The 13,275-nt window shown below is 35.8% G+C and carries 12 protein-coding genes; 5 read left to right on the top strand and 7 right to left on the bottom strand.

Going from position 1 to position 13,275, the window contains the following annotated elements; translation table 11 throughout:
* Positions 1-163: 163 nt before the first annotated feature.
* On the bottom strand, positions 164-1,117 hold the full coding sequence (locus tag FFWV33_RS10330) for an aldo/keto reductase (protein WP_108740828.1): 954 nt from the start codon (positions 1,115-1,117) through the stop codon (positions 164-166).
* A gap of 334 nt (positions 1,118-1,451) precedes the next feature.
* Between FFWV33_RS10330 and FFWV33_RS10335 the strand changes: the two genes are divergently transcribed.
* A complete protein-coding gene (locus tag FFWV33_RS10335) occupies positions 1,452-2,804 on the top strand; it encodes a DEAD/DEAH box helicase (protein ID WP_108740829.1) in 1,353 nt (450 codons plus the stop codon).
* A 287-nt stretch (positions 2,805-3,091) separates the two neighbouring features.
* On the opposite strand, the gene FFWV33_RS10340 is transcribed toward FFWV33_RS10335, so the two are convergent.
* The 3 genes from FFWV33_RS10340 to rlmD form a co-directional block, all read right to left on the bottom strand.
* Positions 3,092-3,907, bottom strand: coding sequence for a DUF6048 family protein (locus tag FFWV33_RS10340; RefSeq protein WP_108740830.1), 816 nt, complete (start codon positions 3,905-3,907; stop codon positions 3,092-3,094).
* Positions 3,879-4,400 carry a DUF6452 family protein gene (locus FFWV33_RS10345; protein WP_108740831.1) on the bottom strand — a complete coding sequence of 174 codons (522 nt, stop codon included), beginning with the start codon at positions 4,398-4,400 and terminating at the stop codon, positions 3,879-3,881. The genes FFWV33_RS10340 and FFWV33_RS10345 overlap by 29 nt, the downstream gene beginning before the upstream one ends.
* Before the next feature lie 329 nt (positions 4,401-4,729).
* Positions 4,730-6,142, bottom strand: a complete 1,413-nt coding sequence (rlmD, locus tag FFWV33_RS10350; RefSeq protein ID WP_108740832.1) for a 23S rRNA (uracil(1939)-C(5))-methyltransferase RlmD — start codon at positions 6,140-6,142, stop codon at positions 4,730-4,732.
* Between the two features lie 351 nt (positions 6,143-6,493).
* Between rlmD and FFWV33_RS10355 the strand changes: the two genes are divergently transcribed.
* Both FFWV33_RS10355 and FFWV33_RS10360 read left to right on the top strand, forming a co-directional pair.
* Complete coding sequence (locus FFWV33_RS10355; RefSeq protein WP_108740833.1) at positions 6,494-6,994, top strand: antitoxin Xre/MbcA/ParS toxin-binding domain-containing protein; 501 nt, start codon at positions 6,494-6,496, stop codon at positions 6,992-6,994.
* Positions 6,994-7,464 carry an RES family NAD+ phosphorylase gene (locus tag FFWV33_RS10360; RefSeq protein WP_108740834.1) on the top strand — a complete coding sequence of 157 codons (471 nt, stop codon included), beginning with the start codon at positions 6,994-6,996 and terminating at the stop codon, positions 7,462-7,464. The genes FFWV33_RS10355 and FFWV33_RS10360 overlap by 1 nt, the downstream gene beginning before the upstream one ends.
* Positions 7,465-7,575: 111 nt before the next feature.
* Here the strand turns inward: FFWV33_RS10360 and FFWV33_RS10365 are convergent, their stop codons facing one another.
* The gene (locus tag FFWV33_RS10365) at positions 7,576-8,022 is read right to left on the bottom strand and encodes a hypothetical protein (protein WP_108740835.1); all 447 of its coding nucleotides are present in this window, start codon (positions 8,020-8,022) and stop codon (positions 7,576-7,578) included.
* 340 nt (positions 8,023-8,362) lie between these two features.
* Here FFWV33_RS10365 and FFWV33_RS10370 point away from each other — a divergent pair, with 340 nt between their 5' ends.
* Positions 8,363-9,883 carry an aminotransferase class V-fold PLP-dependent enzyme gene (locus FFWV33_RS10370; protein WP_108740836.1) on the top strand — a complete coding sequence of 507 codons (1,521 nt, stop codon included), beginning with the start codon at positions 8,363-8,365 and terminating at the stop codon, positions 9,881-9,883.
* Positions 9,884-10,090: 207 nt separating this feature from the next.
* Here FFWV33_RS10370 and FFWV33_RS10375 read toward each other — a convergent pair whose 3' ends face one another.
* Both FFWV33_RS10375 and FFWV33_RS10380 read right to left on the bottom strand, forming a co-directional pair.
* Complete coding sequence (locus tag FFWV33_RS10375) at positions 10,091-10,816, bottom strand: phytanoyl-CoA dioxygenase family protein (RefSeq protein ID WP_108740837.1); 726 nt, start codon at positions 10,814-10,816, stop codon at positions 10,091-10,093.
* 139 nt (positions 10,817-10,955) lie between these two features.
* A complete protein-coding gene (locus FFWV33_RS10380; protein ID WP_108740838.1) occupies positions 10,956-12,368 on the bottom strand; it encodes an FAD-dependent oxidoreductase in 1,413 nt (470 codons plus the stop codon).
* Between the two features lie 390 nt (positions 12,369-12,758).
* Between FFWV33_RS10380 and FFWV33_RS10385 the strand changes: the two genes are divergently transcribed.
* Positions 12,759-13,190: an FKBP-type peptidyl-prolyl cis-trans isomerase gene (locus FFWV33_RS10385; RefSeq protein WP_108740839.1), complete on the top strand. Its 432-nt coding sequence runs from the start codon at positions 12,759-12,761 to the stop codon at positions 13,188-13,190.
* Positions 13,191-13,275 lie beyond the last annotated feature (85 nt).

Below are 13,275 nucleotides of genomic sequence, written 5' to 3' on the forward strand. Positions count from 1 at the left end.
GATTGTTTTATTCGAAAAAGACACTGTTTTGGTGTTTGTATCGAATGCTAAATTAGAATTTTTAAGGATTTTGGGATTGTTTTTCTACTTATGCGCATTTTTTATTTCGAATGAGATACGTAGTTTTTAAGGATAAATGATGTTCAGTAAGAAATAGGGAATGCTAGTTCCATTGCAGTTGTTTTCGCTCTTGCCAATACGCTTCAGGTTCGGTTTTAAAAGCATAGAGTAGGGCCAAATCTTCATCTGAAAGTTGAAAAGTACCTACCTTCAAGTTTTCTTTAAGTTGCTTGACCGTCGACGCACCACTAAGAACCATAAAAGGAGCCACCGATTGAACGCAAAACTGCAAGGCAATTGCATCACTGCCTACGGCATATTTTTCAGATAAATGTGCTAGTGTCTTATATAGGTCATAATAGTGCGGATAATCTGCATTGGGCAACAATCGACCGTTTGCTAGTCCTTCTTTAATAATGATGCGATTGCCATTGCTTTTTATTCGATCAAGAATAGTAAGTAAGCTTTGGTCTAAAATATTGTAGGTGACTTGAAAAATTTCGAAAAGTGGTTCGTCTTCTATTTTGATTTCTAAAGCTTTCTTCAAAATGTCAACTTGATTCGCTCCTGAAACGCTAAGTCCAATTTTAATATTTTGACTTTTTTTGATTTCGAACATTTTTTGATGGACGGCTTCATTTTCCAAAACCCCAGAATCAAAGGTGGCCGAATGAATTTGTAAACTCGTTAGATTTGGAAATAAAATTTTTGAATCCTCCCATTGTTTCGTCAGTTGTTCAACGCTATGGTCTTTAAACTCGTGTATGTCTGCATGTAGGTCAAAATTGGCGGTGTAAACATATCCCCACTTAGTTGCTACTTCAACAGAAGGGTCGTTTTTTGTTAGCAACCATTCGCCCAAAATTTGTTCGGCAATGCCATAACCTGGAGCGGTATCATAGTATCGAACACCTTTTTTGTAGGCAGCGTCTAGGACTTTGAAAGCCTTTTTTTTAAAAGCTTGAAGGTCAAAAGCATCTTCGGATGATTCTCTGATATTGATGTAATGAGGTCTGCCGATTGCTGCTGTACCTAGTCCGATGTTTGATGATGCCATGTCAAGTTTTTTTCAAATAGAGCTAAATGTAGGTAATTATAGTGTCAACGGCAACCTAATGGCTATAGTTAGGAGCGAATCAGATGAATTTTAGAAATAAAAAAATACTGCCAAGACATATTATCTTACACTAATCTAGGTGGAATGTTACTGAATAAATTATTTGGTTACTTGAAAATTGGTGTATGTAATTTTTTGACATTGAATTCAACTGCGCAAATTACAGCGATTATTCATCAAAAAAAGTTGCTTTGTCTGCCTTAGTTCGAATGCCTTTTTGAGCCCGAAAATCGTCTAGCCAACAAATTTGACTACCTTTGCACAAATTATAGAAATGAATTCAAAACACCTTCCTCAAAATATACTTAAGAATTTGGGTATTGCCCAATTGAATGAAATGCAAGAAGTGGCTCAAGATGCTATTTTGCATGACAATAATATTTTGTTATTATCACCAACAGGTTCCGGTAAAACACTGGCGTTCTTGTTGCCTATTTTAGAAATGCTACAACCTCAGTTTTTATCTGTACAATGCTTGATTTTGGTTCCTTCGAGAGAATTAGGACTGCAAATTGAACAAGTTTGGAAGAAAATGGGAACCGATTATAAAGTCAACGTATGCTACGGTGGACACTCAATAGATACTGAAATTAAAAATTTAAGTAATCCTCCTGCGGTTTTAATAGGAACTCCAGGTAGAATTGCTGACCATATTGAACGCGGTACCTTCCGATTGGACAAAATTCAAACACTTATTTTGGATGAGTTTGACAAGTCGCTTCAATTAGGGTTTCATGAGCAAATGTCTTTCATTATTGGTAAATTGCCAAAACTAAATAAGCGCGTTTTGGTATCTGCAACTTCAGATATCGAAATTCCAAAATACACAAGAGTGGTAAATCCAACGGTTTTGGATTTTATTCCTGAAGAGGAAGAAGCATCTGAGAGCAATCTTGAAATGCGATTGGTAGTATCTAAGGAGCGTGACAAAATCAATACGTTATTCAATTTGATTTGTTCATTAAAATCAGAATCGGCGATTGTATTTTGCAACCATCGTGATGCGGCAGAACGTATTAGTGACACCCTAAACGAAAAGGGAATTTATGCTACGTATTACCATGGTGGAATGGATCAAGATGAACGTGAGCGTTCTTTGATTCAGTTTCGAAATGGAAGTATGAGTTATTTGATCACAACAGACTTAGCTGCTCGTGGATTGGATATTCCAGAGATGAATCACGTTATTCATTATCATTTACCATCGAAAGAAGATGAGTTTACGCATCGTAACGGGCGTACAGCACGTATGCATGCCTCTGGAACGGCTTATATTGTTGCCAACGACAGCGAGAAAAAAATGGATTACATTGACTATTCCATGCAAGTATTGGATGTAGAAGCAGCCAAAAGTATTCCGAAGCCACCTTTGTATCAAACGATTTACATTAGTGGTGGTAAAAAAACCAAACTGAACAAAATTGATATCGTAGGTTTCTTTTCTCAAAAAGGAAAATTAGAAAAAGGCGATTTGGGTTTAATTGAAGTAAAAGACTTTATCTCCTTCGCCGCCGTAAAATTCGGAAAAGTAAATGATTTGCTCCGTCTTGTACGTGATGAAAAAATGAAGGGTAAAAAATTCAAAATTGAAGTTGCCCGAAAAGTGATTAAAAAAGTAGAAGAATAGCGTATCGAATCGCTATTCATAAAAGAGAATGATACTGAAGGAACAGGAAATGCATTTGTTTTTCAATTCAGTACAAAGCCAAAAAAAACGTTAGTAGAATTTTTTCTGCTAACGTTTTTTTTATAAAAATAACTTATGACTGTTAGATAATAAAGTCTTTAGTTGTAAATCAATCTACTGAATTTTAAGAGTCAAAGCAGGTAATGAAAGTACTTTTAAATAAGTGACAGCCATTTTTTGATAACAATCTAAGTTTAAAATTGTAATGCAATATTAATTATGGATACTTACTTTTTCTTAACCGGAACCACTTTTTTCTTGTACAAGGGTACGAAGTAGGTTACGGTATAATTGAACCCAACACCAAAACTTCCGTTGTAAGTTCGATTAAAACCAGGAATATACAAATTGTCAAAATCAGCTGGTTTTTTGTTCGAAATCAAAGTATTTAGTCTTAGACTAAAGCCAACAAAGACGTTGTCAAAAACCTTTGCTTTTAATCCGGCAACAACTTCAGCCCAGCTAGCTGTCAAACCATTATAAGAACGATCTGTGATGATCGTCTCATTCTCACCAAAATATTGAGAGGTATTGTATGTTCGATATGAATTTAAATTTTGATTAAAAGTACTGAAACCATATCGCAAACCAATTGATATTATGTTTTCCATGTCCAACCAGTTTTCGTAGGCATTGTAGTCAAAACCAGCTTTTAAATACGATCCTTTGGTCGTAAAATTCAACCTATCATCATCTGTGGTTTTGTTTTCAGTACCAATTTCTGCAGCTATAAAGTACTTTTTATTGTAACGGTAGTCAGCTACAAGTTCAAGACCTTTATAGTTTTTATCATAAAATCCACGGCTTATCTTGTACAAATCCAGTCCTACACGGAGTCCATAGCGATCTATTTTTGGCGTCGTAGTCAAAGTATCTATTGCATTAATTGGCCTCGCCTTTGGGGTCGCACTTTCGGCCTTTTCAGGCAAAACACCACGACTAGCAGGCGGAATCGGCTTTTTTGAAGTCGTTTCTTGTGCGTGGCCTACAAACAGCGTGAGCATAAGGGCAATCTTAATGAAATATTTCAAGGTGTGTTTCATTTTCGTTAGTGATTGATCTTGTTTCTAGAACGATTTCTCTAATCCATAGTTCATCTGCAGTGGCACCATCGGTCCATATATAAGGATTCAATTGATTCAGTTCATAAACCGTTTTGTAACCACAAGCTCTAGAAACAAAAAGACTTGAACGGATATAGTTAAATTCAATATCATCCTCATTTGTTAGTGACGTAGTCGTACTTCCATAATTCAAGATGAACCTATATTTTACTTGATCAGCCGTTGTTTTCAAAGGGATAGATACAGTGCTTCCGTTTATTAAAGTACTGCTTTGATAAGTAATTCCATCGGTCATACCTTCTGCAATAATAGTCAAGTCGATTACGGCTTTTGCTGTGCTAGGATCATTAAAATCATAAAAATCGATGACCAATCGTGGCGTAGTACTCGTTGCAGCATCGCAAATGTCATCCTTCTCACAACTCGATAAAGTAGTAAGTAGCGCTAGGAGCAAAATTAGAATATATTTCATATTATGTGAGTTTTTTTTGTCTCAGTGTTCGGTCGCGGTTTTCAGTTTTCAGTCTCAGTTTTCAGTCTCAGTTTTCAGTCTCAGTTTTCAGTCGCGGTATACAGTCGCGGTATACAGTCTCGGTATACAGTCTCGGTATACAGTCTCGGTTTTCAGTCACAGTATTTAGTCGCGGTATTCAGTCGTAGTATTCAGTTGCGGTATTCAGTTTACGTGCATGCAAGTTCCTATATGTAACCGTATACTGCACACTGAATACTGCGACTGCGACTGCGACTGAAAACTGAAAACTGAAAACTGAAAACTGAAAACTGAAAACTGAGCACTAATTAACGTAGTTCCAAAACGACCACATTCTCTACGTGATGCGTCTGCGGAAACATATCCACAGGGCGCACACGAGTTACTTTGTATTTTTCGTCCATCAAAGCCAAATCACGTGCTTGCGTAGCCGAGTTACAGCTTACGTACACCACTCTTTTCGGAGCGATTTTCATAATTTGTTCGATCACGTCTTTGTGCATTCCGTCTCTTGGTGGGTCAGTAATGATTACGTCTGGTTGTCCGTGTTGCGCAATAAAAGCGTCGTTAAAAACTACTTTCATATCTCCAACAAAAAACTCGCAATTGTCAATATTATTGCGCACTGCGTTCGCTTTTGCATCCTTGATAGCGTCTGGCACACTTTCGACACCAATCACTTTTTTTGCTTTTTTCGAAACAAATTGAGCAATTGTTCCCGTTCCTGTATACAAGTCATACACCAATTCTTCTCCTGTCAATCCTGCAAAATCACGTGTAATTTTGTATAATTCATAGGCTTGGTTCGAGTTGGTTTGGTAGAATGATTTAGCGTTGATGCTAAATTTCAACCCTTCCATTTCTTCCAAAATATAGTCACGACCTTTGTACAATTTTACATTCGTGTCATACAAAGTATCGTTTGCTTTGTTGTTAATCACATACAATAACGAAGTGATTTCTGGGAAAGTTGCATGCAAATGATCCAAAATCAATTCTCTGTTGGCTTTATCATCTTCAAAAAACTGAATCAATACCATGATCTCTCCCGTAGATGATGTACGCAACATTACGGTGCGCAACAATCCAGAATGTTCTCTTGGGTTGAAGAAGGTTAATCCGTTTGCGTTTGCAAAATCACGAATTGAATTACGAATCGCATTCGAAGGATCTTCCTGCAAATGACATTTATTAATGTCTAGAATCTTGTCCCACATTTTCGGAATATGGAATCCAAGTGCATTTCTGTTTCCAAGATCTTCTGTACTTGCAATTTCAGCCTCAGTCAACCAACGGCTGTTAGAGAACGAAAATTCCATTTTGTTTCTGTAAAAGAATTTCTTCTCCGAACCTAAAATAGGCTCAAAGTCTGGCAATTCGATTTTACCAATACGTTGCAAGTGGTTTTTAACCTCGTTTTGTTTGTAAAACAACTGTTGGTCGTAGTTCATATTTTGCCATTTGCAACCGCCACAAACACCAAAGTGCTCGCAAACTGGTTCCACACGATGCTCAGAGAACTCGTGAAATTTCACGGCTTTCCCTTCATAATAGGCCTTACGTTTCTTAAACGTTTGCACATCAACTACATCCCCAGGCACTACATTGGGAATGAACACTACCTTACCATCGGGAGCCTTTGCTACCGAAACGCCTTTTGCACCTGCATCAAGGACTTTTATCTGATGAAAGACAACTTTGTCTGTATTTTTTCTACTCATGCGGCAAAAATAAGCGTTTGTAAACTTTTATAAATTCAAATTGTGAAATATTTTTAAAAAGGAAGGCGTTTTTATTCGAATAAGAGATTTTTTTGGGCCCAATCCCGCTTTTCGCTACAAATCCTCGCTTTGCTGGCAGTAGTACTAAGCCTGCAAAGGAGCTTCCTTCGGTCGCTATTTACAGTCAAGTACTACCATGCCAGCAAAGCTCCGGGTTTTTCGCTGCAATCGGGGGCAGGTGAGTTGGGTACTAGATTATAATTGAAATAAAATAAAATAAAGTAGGTGAATATGGAAGGTTCATTTTTAATTATTGTATATTTACTATAATCTAAGCGTAAAAATACAATTATGGATAATAAAGTAACATCTAGAACTAAGGCAAAAAAAGCGTCTGCAGTAATACAAACTCCATTAAAGAATTTGAAAGCGGTTAATTTTGCTGAATTTTCTCCCTCTTGGGTCGTACTTCACGGTAAAGATGCGCCTAGTTTTAAGATGGAGTTAATTGACCGTATTCGCCAAGGGGTAAAAAAACCAGATTGGAAACAATTGATAGATTATATTGATTCGACAGAAAAAGAGTTTGAACCTATCTTACCAGCTTCAATAAGTAGTATGCAAAAGAAGGCTGTTTATAGCAAAGAAACCTCAGAGCGTATCTATGAACTAGCGAGATTATTTGGACTTGGTTATGAAGTCTTTGATTCCAAAGAAGATTTTAAGCAATGGTTAATGACGCCCTCTAGAACGCTCGGTAATAAACTACCTTTTGAATTATTAGATAGTAGTTTTGGTTTCGAAATGGTCGAGAGTGAAATTATCCGAATTCAATATAATGTGTATAGCTAATGGTCGTTTATAGAATAGCCAATCTTAAATACAAAGATTTAACCCTTTCTGGAATAGGAGCTGAAAAAGTGGGCGGAAGGTGGAACGAAATAGGAACACGTGCAGTATATTGCTCCGAAAATATTTCTTTGGCATTGCTGGAGTATTATGTCCACTCAGAAAATATCGCTTACTTGCCCAAAGAAATAGTAGTGGCTAAAATTGAATTCCCAGACGAATGGGTAATTCAAGATCTAAAAGAACTACCAGAAGAGTGGAATCAATATCCGTATACTTCCAAAACAACGGCTATTTTTACACAACTTGCAAAAGATCGAGACGTATTTGCCTTGCGTGTCCCCTCTACAATTGTTGGATTAGAAAGTAATATTATACTAAATCCATTATTTAAAGATTTCGGAAAAGTTGAGGTGGTTGAATTCATCATTTTACCCATAGATGAAAGGTTAAAAATGGATAAGCGAGAATAATTGAATAAACATTATTATTTAATGTTTTTGTGGTATGGTCTTGTGATTTAGTAGAAATAGTATGTAACAATCTTGAATTGTAATAGCTCCGTGCAGCCAAGTTAAATGTTCTTAGGTATTTTTTGATTTCATGAGTTCATAATTTACAATCGAAAAAAAGTAAAAGACAACATCGGCACATAATTTACCCATTAAAATTCCTATTACTGCATTTCCTGTCACAATAGGCAACCAATACATACAAAACGGACGCAAAAAAAAGAAATCCAAAACAGCAGGATAACCAAACTCCAATAAGATGTTTTTGGCTAAAACGGCTATTGTTTTAAAGGTGTTTTCTTGTTCCGATTGTTTTGGTATCTTCTGCAATTGAAGATAAGAAATCCAGATGATTACGCTATAAAACGCAAAATATTCGGCAAACGTAATCAAGTAAGCCGTTGTCACGCCATCAAAAAAATAGCTCAGTTGCGAGCAAAGCAGGGCTGTGCTCGTCGCAGCGAGTTCTGCATACTTGTAGCGGTTAACCCATTCTTTAAATTTACTTTTCGAAAACATGAATATTAATGATTGTAGAGCAACAAAAATAGGGAATTGTAATGATTTTCTTTGTGGGTTCAGCAGCTTTCGGAAAGCTAGTTTGGCAAAAGCGACTAAATACTCCTCATTGTTTGTAGGTAGTATTCCTTTGATTTAGAAAACTAAAGATGAATTTCGCTAAAAACAGTATTCAGATTGTTAAAAACATCAATATAATCAAAGGTTTAACCTAGATTTGTGTTTTATTTTTATATCTTAAATCGTTTTGCGTATTTTTACTTTTTGCCCTTTGTATGGTTAATCATCCAAGGCAGTCTGTTTTATAATACACTTTACAAACCGCTAATACGTGTTGACTATGAGTACAGTAAATACTTTATCAAATAAAGAACATTCTAATCCAATTCAGAAAAGTACCGATCTAGAGTCTTACTTTGCAGCGTTTAGAGCCAATGTAGTTGGAAACGATCAAGAATTTGAGTCACCTTACGGAAGAAAAAAAATAATCTACGCAGACTGGACCGCTAGTGGTCGTTTGTATAGACCTATTGAAGAGAAACTACTGAATGAAATAGGACCTTTTGTCGCCAACACACATACAGAAAACGCTATCACAGGTAGCGTCATGACACATGCTTATCATGATGCTAGAGCCATTATCAAAAAACATGTCAACGCTTCAAACGATGATGTTTTGATAACAGAAGGTACAGGGATGACGGGTGCTATTAATAAATTTCAAAGGATTCTAGGTATTAAATTAAGTGAGAACCTAAAACAATATACTGATATTCCTGAAGAAAAAAGACCCATAATTTTTGTGTCTCACATGGAGCATCATTCCAATCAAACGTCTTGGTTAGAAACGATTGCAAAAGTGAAAGTGATTCCATCAGATGATAATGGCTTACCTTGCTTACTAGGATTAGAAAAATTATTGAACGAATACAAAGACACACCTATAAAAATTGCTGCCATAACGGGTTGCTCAAATGTTACAGGGATAAAGACACCGTATCATGCTGTGGCAAAATTGATGCACAACAACAATGGCTTGTGCTTTGTAGATTTTGCTTGTTCTGCACCATACGTAAAGATCGATATGCACCCAGAAGATGAAGAGCAGTATTTGGATGCCATCACTTTTTCTCCTCATAAATTTTTGGGTGGTCCAGGATCAACAGGTGTACTGATATTCAATAAAAAACTTTACAAAAATTTAGTTCCTGATAGTCCAGGTGGAGGTACAGTGAGTTATACCAATCCTTGGGGGCAACATGATTATGTAGATGATATTGAAACTCGCGAAGATGGTGGTACTCCAGGATTTTTGCAAGCCATTAAGATTGCGCTATCCATCAAGTTAAAAGAGAAAATGGGAATTCAGAATATTCGGGATAGAGAAAACGAACTTAATGCTATTATATTTGATCGATTGTCTTCGATTGAAAATCTACATATTTTGGCACCAAATCATAAGGAACGTTTAGGTATCTTTTCGTTTTATATTACAAATTCGCATTATAATTTAATCGTCAAATTATTGAACGATAGATTTGGTGTGCAAACAAGAGGCGGATGTTCCTGCGCTGGTACGTATGGCCATTATTTGCTAAACGTAGACGAATCTACTTCAAAATCTATTGAAGATGAAATCTTGAAGGGATGTTTAATCGCTCGTCCAGGATGGATACGTATGTCAATTCACCCCACGTTAACCAACAATGAAATCGAATTTATCTGTAACGCTATAAAAGAAGTTGCTGCCAATTTCAAAGAATGGGAAGCAGATTACCAGTACAGTGCTATAAAAAATGAATTTATACACAAGGATGACCATGATGTCGTAGCAAGAATTTCAAGAAACTGGTTTGATTAAAAATTAATTCTAAATACATTTTAGCGACTGCTTTTGTACAATGATTCACTAAGTACTTTTGTTTTAAAATCGAGTTTGTATTTAGAACATATTCTCATTGACCCTATGCATCATTAGGGGCTAAGGTTTGACTATTTTGCAATTAATCGCCAATTTAGTGAGTGGATTTAAGTAGCAATAACCTATCAATTAAATGCTCAGAAAACCCTATATAATATTTAAATTTGTTCGCTCGTTCCATTCTAATTCTTTTGGTAATTCTTGATTACTGAATTCAATATGAATTACTCGCCTTCTTTCATAATTTGTCGTTTTGTTTGAAGCGTGAAAAAGTAAAGGTTTCATAATCATAACGCCTCCTTTTTCAAGTTCGCAAAAACTTTCAATTTCTCCATTCATTTTCATATTTTCGCTTCTACAGATTCCTTTTGAATGTGATTTATTGATAACTTTCAATGCACCATTTTCTTTAGTTGTCTTGTCCAAATGAATTCGGATCGTAAAGTTTCTATCAAGAATTTTTTTTGGTGGCTGCACCGCAAATTGATTCTGTTTTGTTGTCCAATTGATGAAATCATCAAGTTCTATTTTTTTATTAACAGAGATTGTCAAGTCTTGATGATAAGCGACAAACCAATTTGACAATTCTGGTTTATCGAAATAAATTGATTTTGTAATAAAATAATCTTCTCCAAAATTTAACTTTATAATTTTTTTTAGTTTTTCGTTTAAAATGGTATCCAATATTTCAGGAACTTCTATTAAAAATTGTCTAATCGCAAATAAATCTTCAGATTTTCTGAAGGTAGATTTTTCAGATTTCAATAGACTGTTTTTTTCGATTACAGAAATTAGTTCAGCAATTTCATTATCGCTATAAACGTCATTAATTATTATAAAACCTTGCAGATTCAGTTCTTCAATTTGGCTCATTATTATAGATTTTGTATTGTTAGCTAAAACTTCTGATGATGAGCTGTGAGACATCAATATTTGCGGTTATAACTGATTAATTAAAACCTCGTTTTTTTTAAAAAACGAGGCTCTTTTTATGCTTTTATTAGGGTTAAGTTTACTTCTTTAGATATTCTTTCAATCCATAACTAGCCACAACGCCTTCACCTGTAGCGGCTGCAACTTGTGCAATAGCTCCAAAACGACAGTCTCCTGCTGCAAAAATTCCTTCAACGCTTGTTTGGTTAAGATTTTTGGTTAAAATGTGACCACTATTTGATAAATTTAAAAATCCTTCAAAAGGTTTGGTGTTAGGGATTAAACCAATGAAGGTAAAGACGCCATCGGCTGTTAGTTCTCCTTCTTTTTCAGTTTCGTTGTCACTGTAAATCAATTTATCAAAATTACCATCGCTATCGGCAATAAATTCTTTTGGTTTTTTGTTCAGGTGAACTTCAATATTTTCGAACGATGTTAGTTTTTCAGTGTATATTTCGTCAGCAGAAAATTTCTCGCCGCGATGTATAATCGTTACTTTTTTGCAAAATCCTGCTAAGAACATTCCTTCTTCAAGCGCACTGTTTCCACCACCAATAACGATGACTTCTTTATCTCTATAAAAAGCGCCATCACAAGTTGCGCAATAATGAATACCTGATCCTATTAATTCGGCTTCACCCGGAATGCCTAGCGTGCGATACGTACTCCCGGTACTAATCACTATCGATTTGGCTCTGTATTCTTCGGACTTGGTGTATACTTTAAAAAAATTGCCAACTCTTTCGATACTTACAATTTCGACTCCGGTTTCGATTTTTGCTCCTAAAGTTGCGGCTTGCTGTTCCATTCGATCCATCAAATCTGGACCTGAAACTTCTTTAAAGCCTGGGTAGTTTTCTATTTTTTTAGTTATAAACGCATTTCCACCAATATTCTTTTTTTCTAAAATTATACTATCAAAACGATCTCTTTGTGCATAGATGGCAGTAGTCAAGCCAGATGCGCCACCACCCACAATCAGTACATCATAGATACGTGTGTCGGTAACTTTATCAATATGTAACAGCTCCGTCAATTTGTTATTGTCGGGGTTAGAGTAGGGCGTGTCATTTATTAGGATCGTTGGTATTATACGTTTACCATTATTGACTTTCATAACATATTCACTAGCACCTTCGGTGTTTTCTACATCAATAAATTCAAAGTTGATTTGGTTATCTTGCAAAAAACGTTTGGCTCTGCGACAATCAGGACACCAATCGGCACCATATAATTTAACGGTTCCCTGCTTGTTTATACCTAAAATAGCAGCAAGTTCATGGTTTTGAGGGTTGCTATGTGCAGTTTCGTGTATGACTACGGTTGGTATGATTCTTTTTCCGTTATTGTATTCCTCAACCAATTTGGATGCGTCTGGAGTGATATCAAGATTGATGTACTCAAACTCAATATTGTTTTGAGTAAAAAAGCCCTTTGTCCTTCTGCAATCGGGGCACCATTCTGCACCGTACATTTTAATTTTTTGTGTCATATCTTTTTATGGTTTGTCAATAGAAGTTTCTAGAATGATTAATTGTAGGTGTTAAGATAAGAAATTAAAAGGGAGGTTTTTTTTATTTGTACTAATGTTTAGTTTCTAATTTCCATTCCGAAACATTATAATTTTACGAATATCCTTGGCTTTAGCATTATTAATCGTCCTAAAATACAGGATACTGCCATATTTTCCGATTGTGACAGGCGTTGCTCTCGCGTGTGATAGGTGGGGCTCAGGCGTAATTTGGCTATCGCAAACTTGTGAGAAAGGGTACAATCTGTCAAGGAAATAGCTTTGGCGTAGTTTTGGCAATGAAGTGGTTAATTATATGTAAACAAAGGTCTTTTTATTCGAAAAATAGATCTTACAAAATTGAAAAATAGTATGACTCAAGTTAAAGAAAACAACACGGTTAAAGTACATTACACAGGAAAACTAGCAGACGGACAAGTATTTGATACTTCTGAAGGTAAAGAGCCTATTGCATTTACTCTAGGACAAGGGAGATTAATTCCTGGTTTTGAAAAAGGCCTTATTGATATGAAAGTAAATGAGAAAAAAACAATAAATATTGCCAAAGAAGACGCTTATGGTGAGCCTCGTGAGGATTTATTTATTGAAGTTCCTAAAGCAGAATTGCCACCAGAGATGACTCCAGAAGTAGGGATGGGGCTAGTTTCTAGAACTCCAGAAGGACAAGAAATGAATCTAATAGTTGTAGAAGTTAGAGATGAAACAGTTGTCTTAGACGGAAATCATCCTCTTGCAGGACAAGACTTGATTTTTGACCTAGAGGTTGTAGAGATTTCAGAATAAATCTTTTCCTTAAAATATAAAAGCCTGATAACGTATTGTTCGTTATCAGGCTTTTTTGCTTTCGATCTAAAAAAAAACTTATGTC

The sequence above is a fragment of the Flavobacterium faecale genome (genome assembly GCF_003076455.1).
Lineage (GTDB): Bacteria > Bacteroidota > Bacteroidia > Flavobacteriales > Flavobacteriaceae > Flavobacterium > Flavobacterium faecale.